This is a genomic window from Bradyrhizobium sp. IAR9, assembly GCF_013408065.1.
Taxonomy (GTDB): Bacteria; Pseudomonadota; Alphaproteobacteria; order Rhizobiales; family Xanthobacteraceae; genus Bradyrhizobium.
Genome location: NZ_JACBZW010000005.1, coordinates 51,436 through 69,374, shown reverse-complemented (window position 1 = coordinate 69,374; position 17,939 = coordinate 51,436). Strand labels below are relative to the sequence as shown.

General features: G+C 63.0%; 15 protein-coding genes and 1 pseudogene. 11 read left to right on the top strand and 5 right to left on the bottom strand.

What is annotated here, in order from left to right; all coding sequences use genetic code 11:
* Nucleotides 1–154 precede the first annotated feature (154 nt).
* The 6 genes from GGD67_RS15160 (at nt 155) to GGD67_RS15135 (ending at nt 5,621) form a co-directional block, all read left to right on the top strand.
* Nucleotides 155–1,774, top strand: a complete 1,620-nt coding sequence (locus tag GGD67_RS15160) for a GMC family oxidoreductase (protein ID WP_179733984.1) — start codon at nt 155–157, stop codon at nt 1,772–1,774.
* A gap of 11 nt (nt 1,775–1,785) precedes the next feature.
* Entirely contained in the window at nt 1,786–2,667 is an 882-nt protein-coding gene (locus tag GGD67_RS15155) for an alpha/beta fold hydrolase (protein ID WP_179733982.1), read from the top strand.
* Between the two features lie 240 nt (nt 2,668–2,907).
* Nucleotides 2,908–3,852, top strand: coding sequence for a metallophosphoesterase (locus GGD67_RS15150; protein ID WP_179733980.1), 945 nt, complete (start codon nt 2,908–2,910; stop codon nt 3,850–3,852).
* A 14-nt stretch (nt 3,853–3,866) separates the two neighbouring features.
* Entirely contained in the window at nt 3,867–4,202 is a 336-nt protein-coding gene (locus tag GGD67_RS15145; RefSeq protein ID WP_018315708.1) for a cupredoxin family copper-binding protein, read from the top strand.
* A gap of 103 nt (nt 4,203–4,305) precedes the next feature.
* Entirely contained in the window at nt 4,306–4,857 is a 552-nt protein-coding gene (locus GGD67_RS15140; protein ID WP_179733978.1) for a sigma-70 family RNA polymerase sigma factor, read from the top strand.
* Nucleotides 4,854–5,621: an anti-sigma factor gene (locus GGD67_RS15135; protein WP_179733976.1), complete on the top strand. Its 768-nt coding sequence runs from the start codon at nt 4,854–4,856 to the stop codon at nt 5,619–5,621. Before GGD67_RS15140 ends, GGD67_RS15135 begins: the two co-directional genes overlap by 4 nt.
* Before the next feature lie 123 nt (nt 5,622–5,744).
* Here GGD67_RS15135 and hpnO read toward each other — a convergent pair whose 3' ends face one another.
* Entirely contained in the window at nt 5,745–7,136 is a 1,392-nt protein-coding gene (gene hpnO / locus GGD67_RS15130) for an aminobacteriohopanetriol synthase HpnO (protein ID WP_179733974.1), read from the bottom strand.
* Between the two features lie 141 nt (nt 7,137–7,277).
* Here hpnO and GGD67_RS15125 point away from each other — a divergent pair, with 141 nt between their 5' ends.
* A complete protein-coding gene (locus GGD67_RS15125; RefSeq protein ID WP_179733972.1) occupies nt 7,278–7,913 on the top strand; it encodes a DUF2147 domain-containing protein in 636 nt (211 codons plus the stop codon).
* On the opposite strand, the gene GGD67_RS15120 is transcribed toward GGD67_RS15125, so the two are convergent.
* A complete protein-coding gene (locus GGD67_RS15120) occupies nt 7,881–10,469 on the bottom strand; it encodes an MMPL family transporter (RefSeq protein WP_179733970.1) in 2,589 nt (862 codons plus the stop codon). The genes GGD67_RS15125 and GGD67_RS15120 overlap by 33 nt on opposite strands.
* Nucleotides 10,470–10,931: 462 nt before the next feature.
* On the opposite strand from GGD67_RS15120, the gene ispH reads away from it, so the two are divergent.
* The 4 genes and pseudogenes from ispH to GGD67_RS15100 all read left to right on the top strand — a co-directional run bounded on the left by ispH (nt 10,932) and on the right by GGD67_RS15100 (nt 16,112).
* Nucleotides 10,932–11,858, top strand: a complete 927-nt coding sequence (gene ispH / locus GGD67_RS15115; RefSeq protein ID WP_018315702.1) for a 4-hydroxy-3-methylbut-2-enyl diphosphate reductase — start codon at nt 10,932–10,934, stop codon at nt 11,856–11,858.
* Nucleotides 11,859–11,894: 36 nt separating this feature from the next.
* The gene (hpnH, locus tag GGD67_RS15110) at nt 11,895–13,055 is read left to right on the top strand and encodes an adenosyl-hopene transferase HpnH (RefSeq protein WP_018315701.1); all 1,161 of its coding nucleotides are present in this window, start codon (nt 11,895–11,897) and stop codon (nt 13,053–13,055) included.
* Nucleotides 13,056–14,846: 1,791 nt separating this feature from the next.
* A complete protein-coding gene (locus GGD67_RS15105; protein WP_179733968.1) occupies nt 14,847–15,512 on the top strand; it encodes a hypothetical protein in 666 nt (221 codons plus the stop codon).
* A gap of 65 nt (nt 15,513–15,577) precedes the next feature.
* Nucleotides 15,578–16,112, top strand: a pseudogene (locus tag GGD67_RS15100) (REP-associated tyrosine transposase).
* A 144-nt stretch (nt 16,113–16,256) separates the two neighbouring features.
* On the opposite strand, the gene GGD67_RS15095 reads toward GGD67_RS15100, so the two are convergent.
* From GGD67_RS15095 to GGD67_RS15085, 3 genes are all read right to left on the bottom strand, one after another.
* The gene (locus GGD67_RS15095; protein WP_179733966.1) at nt 16,257–17,105 is read right to left on the bottom strand and encodes a hypothetical protein; all 849 of its coding nucleotides are present in this window, start codon (nt 17,103–17,105) and stop codon (nt 16,257–16,259) included.
* A 74-nt stretch (nt 17,106–17,179) separates the two neighbouring features.
* Nucleotides 17,180–17,572, bottom strand: coding sequence for a type II toxin-antitoxin system VapC family toxin (locus GGD67_RS15090; protein ID WP_179733964.1), 393 nt, complete (start codon nt 17,570–17,572; stop codon nt 17,180–17,182).
* Complete coding sequence (locus tag GGD67_RS15085) at nt 17,559–17,834, bottom strand: AbrB/MazE/SpoVT family DNA-binding domain-containing protein (protein ID WP_179733962.1); 276 nt, start codon at nt 17,832–17,834, stop codon at nt 17,559–17,561. The genes GGD67_RS15090 and GGD67_RS15085 overlap by 14 nt, the downstream gene beginning before the upstream one ends.
* Nucleotides 17,835–17,939 lie beyond the last annotated feature (105 nt).

Below are 17,939 nucleotides of genomic sequence, written 5' to 3'. Positions count from 1 at the left end.
AAGCGCCAGTCCACCCAACTGCCGCGGGCCGAGGGTAACCCTGTCCTCTCGTCATGGCCGGGCTTGTCCCGGCCGTCCACGTCTGACTATTAGAACAGAAAGTGCGTGGATGCCGGGACAAGCCCGGCCATGACGCCGGTTGGGTGGAAGCAGAATGCCGAGACGGCTCGAGGGTGAATTTGATTACATTGTCGTCGGGGCCGGTACGGCGGGCTGCATCGTCGCCAACCGGCTGTCGGCCGATCCCGGCAATCGCGTCCTCGTCCTCGAAGCCGGCGGCGACGACAACTGGATCTGGTTCCACATCCCGGTCGGCTATCTCTTCGCGATCGGCAATCCGCGCTCGGACTGGATGTTCAAGACCGAGGCCGAGCCTGGCCTGAACGGCCGTTCGCTCGCCTATCCCCGCGGCAAGGTCATCGGCGGCTGCTCGGCGATCAATGCCATGATCTCGATGCGCGGCCAGGCCGCGGACTATGACCACTGGCGACAGCTCGGCATGACCGGCTGGGGTTATGACGACGTGCTGCCGCTGTTCAAGAAGCTCGAAGACCACTTCCTCGGCGCCAGCGAGCATCACGGCGCCGGCGGCGGCTGGCGCATCGAGGCGCCGCGGCTGTCCTGGGACGTTCTCGATGCCGTCGGCGATGCCGCCGAGGAGATGGGCATCAAGCGCATCCCGGATTTCAACACCGGCGACAACGAAGGCACGAGCTACTTCCACGTCAACCAGAAGCGCGGCCGGCGCTGGTCCTCGGCGCGCGGCTTCCTCAAGCCCGCCTTGAGGCGCCCCAATTTGCGGCTCGAGAAGCACGTGCTGGTCGACCGCCTGATCATCGAGCAGGGCCACGCCGTCGGCGTGCGCTTCATCCAGAACGGAGAGCTGATCGAAGCGCGAGCGAAACGCGAGGTGGTCCTGTCGGCCGGCTCGATCGGCTCGGTGCAGGTGCTGCATCGCTCCGGCATCGGCCCCGCCGACTGGCTGTCGCCGCTCGGCATCGACATTGTCATGGACAAGCCCGGCGTCGGCCGCAATCTGCAGGATCACCTGCAGCAGCGTGCGATCTACAAGGTCGAGGGCGTGCGCACGCTGAACGAGACCTATTACAATCTGTTTCGCCGCGGATTGATGGGCCTCGACTACGCCTTCCGCCGCCGCGGTCCCCTGACCATGGCGCCGTCGCAACTCGGCATCTTCACGCGCTCCGACGCGACGCGCGCCCGCGCCAACATCCAGTTCCACGTGCAACCGCTGTCGCTCGACAAGTTCGGCGATCCCCTGCACCGTTTCCCCGCCATCACGGTCAGTGCCTGCAATCTGCAGCCGACCTCGCGCGGCACCGTGCGGCTGCGTTCGGCGAGCCTTGACGAGAAGCCGATCATCGCGCCGAATTATCTGTCGACCGACGACGACCGCCAGGTCGGCGCCGACGCCATCCGCACCACGCGCCGCCTGATGCAGCAGAAAGCGCTGGCACGATATCGCCCGAGCGAATATCTGCCCGGCCCCTCCGTCGGCGACGACGATGCATCGCTCGCAAAGGCTGCCGGCGATATCGGCACCACCATCTTCCATCCCGTCGGCACTGCGAAGATGGGCGCGGTGAGCGATCCCATGGCGGTGGTCGACGAACGCCTGCGATTCTACGGGCTCGCAGGCCTGCGCATTGTCGATGCTTCGATCATGCCGACCATCACCTCCGGCAACACGAATACGCCGACGGCGATGATCGCCGAGAAGGGCGCGACGATGATTTTGGAGGATGCGAAGTAGCATCCTGTCGCATGATCAATCCTCACCGCTTTTCAATCGGCCCCGCCGACGCAGCGATCGCCATGCTGCAATGGGGTGAAAGCGGCAAGCCGCCTGCTCTGCTCGTGCATGGCACCGGTTTCGTCGCCGACGTCTGGGACGAAGTCGCGCGCGAGCTAGCATCGACCTATACGGTCTATGCGCTCGACCGCCGCGGCCATGGCGCCAGCCACAAGCCCGGCGCCTATCACTTCCTGGACTATGCCGAGGATGTCTGCCGGGTGATCGATGCACTTGAGCTGCGCGACGTCTACGGCATCGGCCACAGCGCCGGCGCGACCGACCTTCTGCTGGCGGCAAAACTCTTGCCCGGACGCTTCACACGCCTGTTCGTGATGGAGCCGACCATCATGGACCCGCGCGCGGCGCGCGCCGGATGGTTGGGCGAGGAATCCCTGTCGCGAGTCCAGGGCACGCTGCGCCGGCGCGCCGAATTCGACAGTGCTGAGGCCGTCTTCGAACGCTATCGCACCGCGCCGGCGTTTGCGGATTGGACCGAGACCTCGCTGCGGGCCTATGTGCGCCACGGCTTCGTGCCGCTCGACGATGGCCGGGTGCGGCTCTGTTGCACGCCGGAGATCGAGGCCGCAATCCTGCGTCCGATCTACGAGGCGATGGAGCAGGTCTATGTCGGCGATGCCCGCGGTAATCCGTTTGCCTCGCTCACCGAAATCGACTGCCCGGTGCGCGTCACGACCGCGGCGAAGTCCGGTCCGATCTACTGGGAGATGGCGCGACGCGCGGTGTCGCTGATTCCGCGCGTCAGCACGCTGGTGTTCGAGAACGCCGGGCATTGCGTGGCGCAAGAAGTGCCGGAGCGTGCGGCCGAGGCCGTGAGAGAGTTCGCAAAATAGTCTCGTGCCCCGGACGCAGCGCAGCACGCAGTGATGCGCTGCCGAGCCGGGGCCCATCTCACCGCGTGCCGCGCCGCCTTCTGGGTCCCGGCTCTGCAACGCATCACCAAGAGGTGCTGCGTTGCGCCCGGGACACGAGACTTCCCCTCACGAAATCGTCATCACCTCCCGCGAATAAGCCTCCCCCTCCCCCGATCACCTCCTCTGAAAGCCCAATTCCGGGCGACGTGGAGAGATGCGATGAGCGGACATGATCACGGCGGCGACGGCGTCAGCCGCCGCAAGGTGCTGGAATGCATGACCTGGGCCGGCACCGGGGTGCTCTGGACCGTCACCGGCGGTGTGCCGCGCTCGCTCGGCATCATCGATTCCGCACAGGCTGCGACCGAAGCCGCGCCTGGCATGAGCTTCCTCCAGATCAGCGACAGCCATGTCGGCTTCGACAAGCCGGCCAATCCTAACGCGCTCGGCACGCTGGAGGAGGCCGTCAACAAGATCAACGCGATGCCGGCCAAGCCGTCTTTCATGATCCACACCGGCGACATCACCCATCTGTCGAAAGCCGCCGAGTTCGACAACGCCGAGCGCATCATCTCGCAGACCAAGCTCGACGTGCACTACGTGCCCGGCGAGCATGACTTCCTCGACGAGGAGGTGAAGTTGTATCGCGAGCGCTATGGCCGCGGCACCAAAGGCCAGGGCTGGTATTCCTTCGATGCCGGCGGCGTGCACTTCATCGGCCTCGTCAACGTCGTCGACCTCAAGGCCGGCGGCCTCGGCAATCTCGGCGCCGAGCAACTTGCCTGGCTCCAGGACGATCTGCGCGGCAAGTCGAAATCGACGCCGATCGTGCTGTTCGCCCACATCCCCCTCTGGACCGTCTATCCGGAATGGGGCTGGGGCACCGAGGACGGCGGCCGCGCGCTGGAACAGGTGAAGGGTTTTGGCTCGGTCACCGTGCTGAACGGACACATTCACCAGGTGATGCAGAAGGTCGAGGGTAACGTCACCTTCCACACCGCGCGCTCCACCGCCTTCCCGCAGCCGGCGCCGGGAGCCGCCGCCTCGCCCGGACCGATGAAGGTCGAGGACGCCAGGCTCCGCGGCATGCTCGGCGTTGCCAGCATCAACTTCAAGCAGAACGAGCAGCGGCTCGCGATCATCGACACGCCGCTCCAGGGCTAAGGTGGAAGCTGACAATGAAGACCCTCAACCGCCGCGCCTTCGGCGTCGATCTCGGCCTCGCTCTGGCCGCGGCCATCCTGCTGCCCGCAACAAGCGCTCGTGCCGACGACATGGAGATCCATATCGACAATTTCGTCTTCCAGCCGGCCGAGCTCAAGATCAAGGCCGGCACCACCGTGACCTGGACCAACCGGGACGACATCCCCCACACCGTGGTGTCGGCCGGCAAGTTCAGGTCCAAGACCCTGGACACTGACGACAAGTTCTCTTTCACCTTCACCAACGCGGGCGATTACAAGTATTTTTGTTCGCTCCACCCGCACATGACGGGGATGATCAAGGTTGAGTAACGTCTCCAACCAAGGCATCAACGTCTTGCCCGGCCGGTGGTCCCACGCCGGCCGGGCTCCTGCGTCTTCGGCGACATCAGGCGAAACGGCAAAGCGAGCGGCGATGCCACCGACAAGCGACGATCTGGACAAGGCGCAACGCTTCCGCGAGGCGGCGCTGCCCTATCTCGACGACGTCTACACGCTCGCGCGCTATCTGCTGCGCGACGCCTCCGACGCGGAAGATGCGGTGCAGGAGTGCTATCTGCGCGCGCTGAAGCACTTCGACAGCTATCGCGGGCCGGCGATGAAGCCATGGCTGTTCGCGATCCTGCGCAATGTCTGCAACGCCGAATATGCGCGGCGCGCGCATCGGCCCAGCGCGATCGAGGACACGCCCGGCGCCAACGAGCAGACGCCGATATGGCAGGAGAGCGAGGCAAGTCCCGAGACCGAAGTGCTGCGCAGCCGCGATGCTGGCGCCATCCGCAGGCTGATCGACGCGCTCGCCGAACCGTTCAGGGAAGCCTTCGTGCTGCGCGAGATCAACAACCTGTCCTATCGTGAAATCGCCGAGACCATCGGCGCGCCCATCGGCACTGTGATGTCCCGCCTCGCTCGCGCCCGTACCCTGCTGCGCGCGGCCTGGACGGCGGAGGAGGAACAAGCGAAATGACCTGCGACGAAGCAAGGATCCTGCTTCACGCGCTGCTCGACAACGAGCTCGATGCCGGCCACGCGCGCGAGGTCGAAGCCCATATCGCCAGCTGCCCGGACTGCGCGGCGGAGCTTGCCGCACAGCGCGAGATGCAGCGCGAGCTCGCCAATACCAGTCTGCGCTACACCGCGCCGGCAAGCCTGCGCACGCGGATCGAGGCCTCGCTGCCGCAACCGCAGCGCCAGCAGCCAACGCGCCGCTCCGTGCTGCGTGGCTTTGCGATGGGCTCGGCGGTCTCCGCGCTCGCCGCAACCGGAATCGTCGCCATCGTGCTGCGCCAGGACGACCAGCAGCGCATCCTCTCGGAGGTCGTCTCCGCGCATCTGCGCTCGCTGCAGGCTGGCCACCTCACCGACGTGATCTCGACCGACCAGCACACGGTCAAGCCGTGGTTCAACGGCAAGCTCGATGTCGCCCCGCCCGTGATCGATCTTACCGCGCAGGGTTTTACCCTGGTCGGCGGCCGGCTCGACTATATCGACGCACGCGCCATCGGCGCCGTCGTCTACAAGCGTCGCCAGCACGTCATCAATTTGTTCGTGGCGCAGACCGCGAGCACCGAACATCGGCCGCCGAAGACCCAGACCACGCAGGGCTTCAACTGCCGCCGCTGGGGCGAGCGCGGCCTGAATTTCTGGGCCGTCAGCGATATCGGCGCCGACGAGCTGGCCGAGTTCGTCGACAAGTTCGAGACAGCAATGAAGGCGAATGTGGCGGGGTAGAACTAACGCACAACGTCATTGCGAGGAGCGCAGCGACGAAGCAATCCAGGCTGTCTCCGCCGAGATAGTTTGGATTGCTTCGCTTCGCTCGCAATGACGATTGCCGGGATAGCTCGGCCGAATTCAGGCCGACCTTCTCACCGCGTTGTCCACCAGCGTCTTGCCGAGCGACCAGATCGCGCCGGGGACCTTATGGCTGCCGGCGATGACGTCGTCGAACGCCTTTTCGATCCAGCTGCAATCTTCCTCGGTGATGGTGAGCGGCGGCAGCAGCTTGATGGTGTGGCTGCCGTGACCGGCCACTTGCGTGAGGATCTTGTGATCCTTGAACAGCGGCACGGTGATGAGCTGGCAGAACAGGCCCTTGTTGGCTGTCTCCAGCACGTTCCAGGAGGCGCGCAGCCGCAGCGATTTCGGCGGGCCGAACTCGACACCGATCATCAGGCCCTTGCCGCGCACTTCCTTCATCAGCTCGTAGCCGGGCACCATGCGCGTCAGCGCGAGGCGCAGCTCGGCGCCGCGCTTGGCGGCGGACTCGATCAGCTTCTCGGACTCCATCACGTCCAGCGTGGCGATGCCTGCGGCCATCGCGAGGTCGTTCTTGGAGAAGGTGGAGCCGTGCACCACAGCGCGGTCCATCTGGTTGAAGATCTTGTCGAAGATGGCCTTGCGCGTCAGCACCGCGCCGACCGGCACGTGGCCGCCAGATAGCGACTTCGACAGCAGCACCATGTCGGGCTCGACGTTCCAATGCTCGACCGCGAGGAAGCGGCCGGTGCGGCCCATGCCGGTCTGGATTTCGTCGGCGACGAACAGCGTGCCGTACTTCATGCAGAGCGCGGCAGCGCCCGGCAGGAACTCGTCGGTGGGCATGTTGACGCCCTTGCCCTGGATCGGCTCGACCACGAACGCCGCGACCTCGCGCGAGGCCAGCGCCTTTTCCAGCGCGGCCAGATCGTTGAACGGGATCGAGGTGCAGCCCGGCAGCAGCGGCTCGAAGCCGGTGCGGAAGTTCGAATCACCCGTCAGCGACAGCGCGCCATAGGTCAGGCCATGATAGCCGTGGGCGCAGTAGACGATGCCGGGGCGGCCGGTGGCGCCGCGCGCGAACTTGATCGCGGCTTCGACGCATTCGGCGCCGGAATTGGCGAAGAACGCCTTGTCCAGATAGGGGACATATTTCAGCAGCCGCTCGGCGAGCACACCGGCAAGCACGGAGACGTCGAACTGGACGAGGTTGGGCAGGTCGGCATCGAGCACGCTCTTAAGCGCGTCGCGCATGACCGGATGATTGCGCCCGATCGCAAACACGCCAAAGCCGGACAGCAGGTCGAGATAGCGCGCGCCGTCGCGATCGTAGAGATACTGCCCCTGCCCCTTCTGGAAGCCGACATCGTAGCCGATGGTCTTGAGAACCCGAACGAACTGCTCGTTCAGATACCGATTATGCAGGGTGCTGCGCTGGGCCTGACGGTCCGCGAAAAGCTCAGACATGTCTGGATTTGGGCTGTGCATCCGTTACATACTTCGGTTGAGGGCCGTCTCGTCAACTGAAAAGGGACCGTTACTGAAAACGGTCTGTGCGGCCTTTTGCCCTTTTTCGGACCATCTTCGCAAGCACAGCTTTAGCCCATGTTGCACTGCCAAGGAACTATCATGCGTTTAGCCCTTTACACCGGACTAATACTGGTTGGCGGTTACACCTGCCTGACCCCGGCGCTCGCCGCGGATCCCACCGGCGACTGGCGGGTTGCCGACGGCGTCGCCAACATTCGCGTCGCCCAATGCAATGGCAGCATGTGGGGCGCGGTTTCCTGGGAAAAGCAGCCCGGCGGCCGCGACGAGAACAATCCGGATGCCTCGAAAAAGACCAGGCCGACGCTGGGCATGGCAACGCTGATCGACATGAAGAAGAAGCCCGGCGCCGATCAATGGGAAGGGCAGGTCTACAACGCCAAGGACGGCCAGCTCTATAGCGCCACCATCACGCCGGCCGGCGCCGACCAGCTCGAAATCAAGGGCTGCGTGATGGGCTTCCTCTGCGGCGGCGAGACCTGGACCCGGGTCGGCCCGCCGATCCCCTTGAGCACCGCCAATGCCATGGCCAAGGGCGCGCCCAAGTCCACCGGCGCGGCGCCGAAGGCTCAGGGCACGATGGGCGCGACAGCGGCGCCTGCGCCGGCGGCGGCCCAAAAGAGCACCACCGCCCCCGCAAAGCCGGGTCAGAAAGGTGCCGCCGACCCGGTCGGCGACATCTGCCTACTCCCTGAGATTGCGGGGTTTGCCCATTAGGGCCGGCTGGAACAGCAGCACGGCAGCGAGCGTCGTCACCAGCGAGAGTGCCAGCAGCTTGCCCATGCTGGACGTGCCGGGATGGCTCGACAGCCACAGGCTGCCGAACGCGGTCGCCGTCGTCAGCGCGCTGAAAAAGATCGCACGCGTCAGGCTGGTCTGGAGCAGGTTTGTCCTGCCCGAGCGCCAGGCCACGACATAGTAGATCTTGAAGGCGACGCCGACGCCGAGCAGCAGCGGGAACGCGACGATGTTGGCGAAGTTGAGCGGCAGGCCGATCAACACGCAGATCTCGAGCGTCACCGCGCCGGCAACCAGCAGCGGCACCAGCGTCATCAGCACGTCGACGAACCGCCGCAACGTGATCCACAGCAAGAGGCCGATCACCAGCAGCGCGTAAATGCCGGCGTGGATGAACGCCCGCACCACGGTGTCGCCGGATTTCAGGATCGAGACCGGCCCGCCGATCGCGGTCGGCTCGGCAACGAGCACCGCCGCCGCAAATCTGCGCAACGTGTCGTTGTCGTTGGGATCGCCCTTGGGCAGCGCTTCGACGCGGATGATGCCGTCCTTGCTCTTCCAGGCGCTGACGAGATCGGGCGGCAGTGAGCTCAGGGTGACGGGCCCGGCCTGCATCGCGTTCCTGAGCTGGTCGAACACGATCTTCATCGGCGTGACGAACACGTCCTGCGCCCTGTTGCGCGTGGCCTCGTCGCCGTTGGCGAGCTTTTCGAGCGCGTCTGCCAGACGGCGCGAGGCGATCGAGCCCGGCCCCTTCGCATCGCCCGCGGTCCGGCGCAGATTGTCGATCGAGGATTTCAGCGCCTCGACGTTTTCCTTGTCAGTCGGCGCCGCATCGATCTGATCAGGGTTGAGTGCGGGGTTCAGCACCTTGGCGCCCTGCGCGAGCAGCTTCAGCTTCGGCGGCTGATCCTCCGGCACGAAGCTGTTGAGCGACATCACCCGCAGCACCTCGGGCACCTTTTCGAGCTTCGCCTCGACCTGCTTTGCCTGCTCCTCGGACGTGGTCATCACGTTGATGGCATTGGCGCCGGTGTTGGGATCCTTGCGCAGGTCGAGGAAGGTCGCGATCGATTCCGCCCTCGGGTTGCGCAGGTTCATCGGGTTGAAGTCGAACTTCATGAAATAGAGTAGCGGCAGGCCGGCGAGCGCCAGCATCAGCGTGCCGCCCACGACCAGCACGCGGTGCTTCTCCAGAAAGTGATCGAGCGGCGCCAGGAAGGCGTAACCGACTGGCTCCTTCTCGCCGGGTGGATTCAGCAGCTTCAGCATGGCCGGCAGAACGGTGATCGAGGAAAGGAACGCCACCAGCATGCCGACGCCGGCGATCTGGCCCAGCTCCGCGATGCCCTTGTAGTCGGTCGGCATGAAGCAAAGGAAGCCGGCCGCGGTCGCCATCGCCGCGAGCGACAGCGGCACCGCCGAGCGCTTCGCCGCCAGCACCAGCGCGCCCGTGAGATCGTTGTGCTTGTAGCGCTCGGAGCGGTAGCGGACGCTGTACTGGATGCCGAAATCGACGCCGAGGCCGACGAAAAGCACCGCGAATGCGATCGACAGCAGATTGAACGATCCGACCATCATCAGGCCGGCCGCGGTCGTCAGCGCGAGGCCGACGAAGAGATTGACGAACACCGCGAAGATGATCTTCGACGAATGCAGCGCCAGCCACAGGATCAGCAACACGACGAGGACCGTGCCGACGCCGTTGACGACGGCGCCTTCCTGGACGGTCGCATATTCCTCGTTGGCGATCGGGACCGGACCGGTCAGCCGCACCCGCGCCTGGTATTTGGTCGCAAAATCCAGATCCACTGCGGCCTTGCGGATCGCGTCGGTGGCATCCTTGCCGGGCTCCAGCGCGTTGTAGTCGAGGATCGGCTTGAACTCGATGAAGGCGCGCTTGTCCGAATCCTTCAGCGGCTCGTCACTGACGAGCTCGCGCCAGGAGAAGCTCGCATTGCCCTTGTTGAGCACGGTCTCGACCGTCTGCGCGATCAGGTTGAAAGGACGCTCGGTGTTATCGAGCTTGACCTGCCCGCGCTTGACGCCGGCGAGTCCCGTCTCCAGCGCGCCGGTCAGGCCGCGGATCGAGGGATCGCCAGCCATGATCTCGATCAGGGGCGCTGCAGATTCGAATTGGCTGGTGATCTTGCCGACCTCTTCGGTCGGCAGGAACAACAGTCCGTTCTTTTCGAAGAACTCGCCGCTGCCGAGCTGCTGCAGGGACTGGAAGTTGGTCTTGTCGTCCTTCAGCCTGGCATAGAGCGCGTCCGCCGCGGCGCTCGTCATCTCCGGGGTCCGGGCCTCGATCACAGCCAGGATCGTTTCGTTTTGATCGAACGCCTTGTCGAACTGCTGGTCACGCTTGCGCCAGTCGAGGTTCTGGGAAATCAGCGAATTGATGTCGGTGTTGATGGCGAAGTGGCGCGCAGCGTAATAGCCCGCTCCCACCGACAGCAGGAGCCCGAGAACGACGACGAGGGAGGCAAACCGGGTGCAGGCCCTGACGATGGCAACGACTACGCTTTGCAGCACTTCTTTTCTTTCTGCGGTTAACAGCTTGCCGGAAACGCCCGCTGTTTATCGGAGTTCCCGGGCGAAACCTATTGCTGTTTTGAGAGGCTCTCGCCGCCAGAAGGTTCGAGGTAAACGGCGGCAGACCGTGGCAAAATCATGCGGGGCGGTCGGTATAGCCGGGGAGTTGAGGCGGGAACGTGACGAAGGGCTGGTCACTGATGCCGCTGGCTTGCATACACCCACGTCTCTACTATAATACCGTAAAATCGGCTCGGCAGGGAACCCAGGTCCATTCGAGCTTTCCTTACCGCCGATTTTTTGACACAAAGTATTGCGCCTCCATGCGCCGGAGCCCCGACGGGGGTGGGTGGCTACCGCGTGCGCGGACCAATGGTGCGGATATTGCAACGCATTGGTCAGTATCGAGGTGCCGCCGGGACTTACGAAGCGGATTGGTGCAATTTGCGTGATGGGCGACCAATGGAAGTTTATCTGGCGCAACCGCGCGGCTTCTGCGCGGGCGTGGTGCGTGCGATCGAGATCGTGGAACGGGCGCTGGAGAAGTACGGCCCGCCCGTCTACGTGCGCCATGAGATCGTGCACAACAAATACGTCGTCGAGAGCCTGAAAAACAAAGGCGCCATCTTCGTCGAGGAGTTGTCCGAGGTGCCGCCGAAAGCGGTGACGGTCTTCAGCGCTCACGGCGTCGCCCGCAGCGTCGAGGAAGAGGCCGCCGCGCGCGACCTTCCCGTGCTCAATGCCACCTGCCCGCTGGTCACGAAAGTTCACAATCAGGGGAAGCGCTACATCACCAAGGGCCGCACGCTGATCCTGATCGGCCATGCCGGCCACCCCGAGGTCGAGGGCACGATGGGCCAGGTTCCCGCCCCCGTGCTGCTTGTCCAAAGCGTTCAAGAGGTTACGGCCCTGACGCTGCCGGCGGATACGCCAGTGGCCTATATCACCCAGACCACCCTGTCGGTCGACGACACCAAGGATATCATCGCGGCCCTTCAGACCCGCTTTACAGATATTCAAGGTCCGGATATCCGGGATATCTGCTATGCGACACAGAACCGCCAATCTGCGGTAAGGGACTTGAGCAAGCTGGTCGACGTGATCTTGGTGGTGGGCGCTGCCAATAGCTCGAATTCGAACCGGCTTCGCGAAATCGGCACCGAAGCCGGCGTTGCGAGTTATTTGATTGCCGACGGCAGCGAGCTCAATCCGGAGTGGTTGAAAAATGCCAGGACCGTCGGCATCACGGCCGGCGCTTCGGCGCCCGAGGTACTCGTGGATGACGTGATCGAAGCGATGCGGCGAATCGGACCGGTCAAGGTCCAGGTGTTGCCGGGCCGCGAGGAAAACATCGAATTCCGGCTTCCGGCCCAACTGGCTGCGAGCTGACCCACCCGAATTGAAAAGCCCAGAAAGAAACTTGTAATGGCCATCCCCTTCTTCAAGGAAATGCGTATCGGCGGCTATTTGCTCAAGCAGAAACTGCTTGGCCGCAAGCGCTATCCGCTCGTGCTGATGCTGGAGCCGCTGTTTCGCTGCAACCTCGCCTGCGTCGGCTGCGGCAAGATCGATTATCCGGATGCGATCCTCAACCGCCGCATGACCGCGCAGGAGTGCTGGGACGCGGCCGACGAGTGCGGCGCGCCGATGGTCGCCATTCCCGGCGGCGAGCCGCTGATCCACAAGGAGATCGGCGAGATCGTGCGCGGCCTCGTTGAGCGCAAGAAGTTCGTCTCGCTCTGCACCAACGCGCTGCTGCTCGAGAAGAAGCTCGATCTGTTCGAGCCCTCCCCGTATCTGTTCTTCTCCGTGCATCTCGACGGCCTGAAGGACCATCACGACAAGGCGGTGTCGCAGAAGGGCGTGTTCGATCGCGCCGTCTCCGCAATCAAGGCGGCCAAGGCGCGCGGCTTCACCGTCAACGTCAACGCCACCATCTTCGACGGCCATCCGGCCGAGGAGATCGCGAAGTTCCTCGACCTCACCGTCGAGCTCGGTGTCGGCGTCTCGATGTCGCCCGGCTACGCCTATGAGCGCGCGCCGGACCAGGAGCACTTCCTCAACCGCACCAAGACCAAGAAGCTGTTCCGCGACGTCTTTGCGATGGGCAAGGGCAAGAAGTGGAATTTCATGCATTCCGGCCTGTTCCTGGACTTCCTCGCCGGTAACCAGGAATACGAGTGCACCCCCTGGGGCATGCCCGCGCGCAATATCTTCGGCTGGCAGAAGCCCTGCTACCTGCTCGGTGAAGGCTACGCCAAGACCTTCAAGGAGCTGATGGACACCACCGACTGGGAGACCTACGGCACCGGCAAGTACGAGAAGTGCGCCGACTGTATGGCCCATTGCGGCTACGAGCCGACCGCGGCGACCGCAGCCCTCAACAACCCGCTGAAGGCGATGTGGGTGTCGCTGCGCGGCATCAGGACCTCTGGTCCCATGGCGCCGGAGATCGACATGAGCAAGCAGCGCCCGGCGCAGTACATTTTCTCGGCGGAAGTGCAGAAGCGCCTGTCGGAGATCCGCAAGGACGAGGCCGAGGCCGCGCAGGCAAAGGCCGCGCAGAAGGCTTCGACGGCGGCGTAAGCGCCAATCATATCTACAACCGAGAAAGGCCCGATCGCCAACGCGACCGGGCCTTTGTCTTGTGCGCCGTCAGACGAGCGGCCCGTGTCCCGGACGCGCTGCAGCGCTCTTTGCGCTGCTGCGCAGAGCCGGGATCCAGCAGCGGCGTGCCGTGTCGATGCATGGGCCCCGGCTCTGCAGCGCATCGTCGAACCGGACGATGCTTCGCATCGCCGGGGGGACGCTGCGCTGCGTCCGGGGCACGAGTCGCGAATGTGTTGCCCGCTCTCTCCACGCCGTCATCGCGAGGAGCCCTTGCGACGAAGCAATCCAGAATCCTTCCGCGGAAAGATTCTGGATTGCTTCCGCCTTCGCCAAAGGCTTCGGCGGACAAGTCGCTGCGCTCGCAATGACGGAGAGGGCGGCACCAGCTTGCTTTTGCCATGCGCTCTTGCTCGCAGACACGCGTCAACATTCTCGCGGCTTCTTTCGCCCGAGCTTTGCTGTTCGTTTCGCCCTGTGAAAGACCAGAGGGCGCAGGGAAGGCCGGGCGCCGGCGGCACCCGCGGTCCGCGTGCATGGAAAAACGCACACGGGGTGGACTACAGGCGTTGCCGGTCGCCCGGCCTTCCCTGCGCGGATGGTTTTAACGGTGTCCTTCGTGCTCTCCTCGGGGAGCGATGCACTGTTGCCCCCGTCGCCTTGCGGATGACCGATGCGCGTGCCCGGTCGGGCCGCCGCATCACCGCTAGGCTTGACGCCAGCCTGCGGGCGTCAGGACCACACGACTTCTCCGTCCGCGGACGGTTTGACCTGATCGCCGAGAGCTAGCGTGTGCTCGCCCCCGGACGACGACCAAAACCGCTGTGACCGCGCCGTTCGTCCCGCGATGCGCATGACTCAACGGTCGCCCGTCCCTGTCCCCGCCTTCCGCGCCGGCGCTGCCGCGTCCACCGCACCCCGACCCGCATCTCGTGACGATCGCGAAGCGCCCCTCTGGGAGGGCCGGGATAAGCGCTCTATGCCATAAATCCGAAATTCTGGAAAGTGGAATATTTTTGCGGGAGGGGGTTGACGGATTACGGGTGTTTTGCCCGACGGGTCGTTTTGCAGCTTGCCGCATCGCTCCCCATCGGTCGAAGACAGCGGTCGTCTCATTGTCCCCGCCTTCAATCCTACGGAAGGAGGGAGGAATGCACGATGAACGATCTCGCGTGCTTCGACCTGAAGCTGTATATTCGCGTCAGCGTCTACAGGAGGCTGACCTGCCCCACATCACCAGGATCTTCAAGTTCGGCAGCTCTCAGTTCGTCCGATTGCCGACGCAGTTTCATTTGCCGTGCGATGAGATCGAGGTGGCGCGGCACGGTGACGCCGTCATTTTACGCCCCCAGCGGGAGACCACCGGAACTTGGGCATCGCTTCAAGCTGCCTTCGCACGCGGCTTCAGCCCTGACTTCACAACTGAGAAACAGGCGGCTAGGGCTTGGGATCCATGAGCTCTTCGCGAAACCCATCGTTGCACCCTCCGCAATCGATGGGTTTCGCTTCGCTCTACCCATCCTACGAGCCAAGAGTTTGCCGATGTTAGCCAACCATGAATTTGCTGAGAGGCGCTTGCCAGCGTCGCGTTTTCGAAGCGCAGCAAGAGCATTTTTCGCAATCTTGCCGGGGCCAATTGGAGCGGTCGTTACCGCCCGATCGAATGCTCTCCCCCTTCCCGTCGTCCATGTGCAGGGAACAGGACATATCCCGATTTGCTCGGTAAGGGGACGACTAGCTCAAGCTGGTCGGGATGTCGCCGTGCGAGCAATGGCCGTCGCGCTGATCTCGTTCTCATTGCTTGCGTGCGGTGTATCGCCTTCCGTGGCTCAGGAGGACCAGAGCTTCCAACATTTCATCTGGCAGAGAGACGAATCCAACGGGATGGAAGTCGCGATGTCGACAGGCGAGCCAGCCTTCAACTTCTTTGATGTTGGCAACCTTTCGCCGAACAGTCTCTACCTCGTTCAACAGGTTCTCGGTGACATCTCGCGCGCCGCTGGAAAGAAGGTCGATCGGAGCCTGACGAGCTCTTCAATCGCGGTGTTTCATGACACGAACGTGTTTCTTCGTTTGAAGAATGACAGAGCCGCTTTCACGACTATGGGAATCCCGGAGCATGTCATTGATGATCTCAAGGGGCGAATTACTGATGACGCAAGGTGCCTCTCACATACTCGAACGGACGCCAAAGGCAATGTCATCTTCACGGTGATTCTTTTATCCGAGAGATTCAATGATTGCCTGGTCAGCGGGTTGAATTATTCATTTGGCATTCGTGCGTCGAACGTCAGTATTGCAACGCTCCTTAGCGTTTGCGTTCTATACGAGGGACGAAATCGCGGTCTTCGCGATCGCCAAAGTCTTTCCCGAGAAGCCCCGAAACTTCGCGATCTGTGCCTGGCCAAGGCTGACGCGCACAGCCCGGATGGGTAGAGCCCGTAGGATGGGTCGAGCTCTTCGCGAAACCCATCGCACTTGTTTCGTGGTAACGTCGCGCCATGACCGCGTACCGCCGCAACTTCGTTCCGGGGGGATGCTTCTTCTTCACCGTCAATCTGGCGGAACGGAAGCTATCGTTTCTGACGGATCATGTCGGACTGTTGCGCTCCGCGTTTCGTGAGACGCATCGGCGCCATCCCTTTACGATCGATGCCATCGTGGTGTTGCCAGATCACCTTCAAACCGTGTGGACGTTGCCCGGAGGCGACGCCGATTTTGCGATGCGCTGGCAATTGATCAAGTCCGCGTTTTCGCGCCGTCTGCCGCGAAACGAGAGGATATCCCAGAGCCGTTCGACCAAAGGCGAACGGGGCATCTGGCAACGCAGATATTGGGAGCATAACCACTCGCGACGAAATCGATTTCGTTCGGCACGTCGATTATGTTCATATCAATCCGGTCAAACACAGGCTCGTCGACCGGGTCCGCGACTGGGCGCCGTCCTCGTTTCATCGTCACGTGGAGCTCGGCACCTATCCAGCCGATTGGGCGGGCGATCAGTCAGATGATGGCCGCGATTATGGAGAACGGTGATCGGAAAGCGATGGGTTTAGCTTACGCCCTCCCCATCAAACCTCCAGCCGATTTGGCGGGCGATCAATCAGATGATGACCGCGATTACGGAGAGCGGCGATCGGGAAGAGATGGGTTTCGCAAGGGCTCAACCCATCCTACGCCCTAATTTCGTATCGTTGCCCCCATGGTTGTTGCTTCATTCCTGATGAGACCAAGGAGCTCTTCTGGAGAAGTATTGCCAATGACGTCAGCGGGCCGATCCATGCTAAGAGGGCGATACAAGAAGCCCAGCTTGGGCTGAGGCAAATAGACCGCCAACACGGCAGCGCCTCGCCAGAAACCATGCAGAACCTGATAGTGATAGACGCTCAGTCCCCCACTATCATCAGCAGTCGCGCCACTGAGACGGAGATCGTTGCACAAGGTTGCTCCGGCCATGTCCTGATAAGTATGCCCGACTGGCGAAGCCAACAGAGTGACGAAAAATCCACCGACGTGCTCGTCAACGAACCGAGTAGGATCACCGAGGAATTGCGCCGCGACCCAATTGAGCCGAACCTCATCTGGCCAGCCTACTGGGATAGGCGCAGCAGATTCAAGACTCACTAGAGCATCCGCGACTGACGGCTCTCCTATCCATAAGAGACTATCGCTCCTCGTGATCTCGCCGCCTCGCCACACCTTCATCATCGCAATTCCATCGCGATGCGATGCAATCAGGAACTCCGTTACTAATTCTTCATCGTGCGCAGTCTCAGCGTTCGTTGACCTCAACGGCTCGATTATATCCTCGATCCGGGCATTGCTACGCGCGATTTGAGCCACCCGCTGTAACGCTGGCAATGCATGATCGACTGAACCCGCGTAGGCTGCCGAAACGTGCTCCGCCAGTACCACCGCCTTGACCCGGCCCGGGATAATGTCTTTCTTCGCGGCCGACCTCGATGAAATCATCGTGTCGGCAATGATCAGTATTCGATCGCCAAAGCGGCGCGCCAATCCAACTGTCATTTTATTCCTCGGGAATTGCGGGGCGCGAGTTTACTCAATCATCGTTATCCACCCTCCGTCGGCTTCGGGCCACACTACTCGGCTTCGCGTACCCCCTCATAACCCACCTGTTTCGCCGCCTTGACGAGCTTGCGATCGAAAGTGACGAAGGCCTCGCAATGCCCGGATCTCGTCAGATGCAGCGCATCGGCGAAATCCATTCCTCTCTCGGCAAGGTCGAGTGCCGTCGCAACCGTCGCGCCGTCCTCGACGGTAACGGTCGGAAGTCCTGCGAAGGCACGAAGCGCATGCACGACGTCCGCGGCCTGAAAGCCGTACGCGCTTCGCAGCACCCACTCGACTTCGAGTAGCACCGTAGCCGCGGCGAAGACCCTCTCGCCGTCGATCAAGGCGCGGGCACGTGCGGATTGGGTGGCGTGATCTCCGGTCAGGTAGCGGACGATCAAGTTGGTATCAATCGCGATCATGCCGCCGCCTGGCTTCAGCAAGCACGCTTTCGTCCATCTCTTCGAGCGTCTTCGGCTTGTCGCGGTAAGCCAGGACCCCGAACACCTCTTCCGGCCGCGTCGCCGCAAAGGCCGGCGCCGGCTTCAGCAGGACGCCCTCCGAAGTCTCCTCGACGGTGAGCCGCGTTCCCGCCTTCCACTCCCGCCGTCGGCGAATGGAGTTGGGCAGAATGACCTGGCCCTTGGTGGAAACGATAGTCGTGAGCTTGTCCGTGACGGCCATTGCCCGACCTTTTCAAAGTAAGACAAATGTAAGATAATCGCAGATGGGCTCACATTCAAGCCGTCAGATGGTGGTGCGGAGGCCAGGTCGATGGATCCCGCCGCC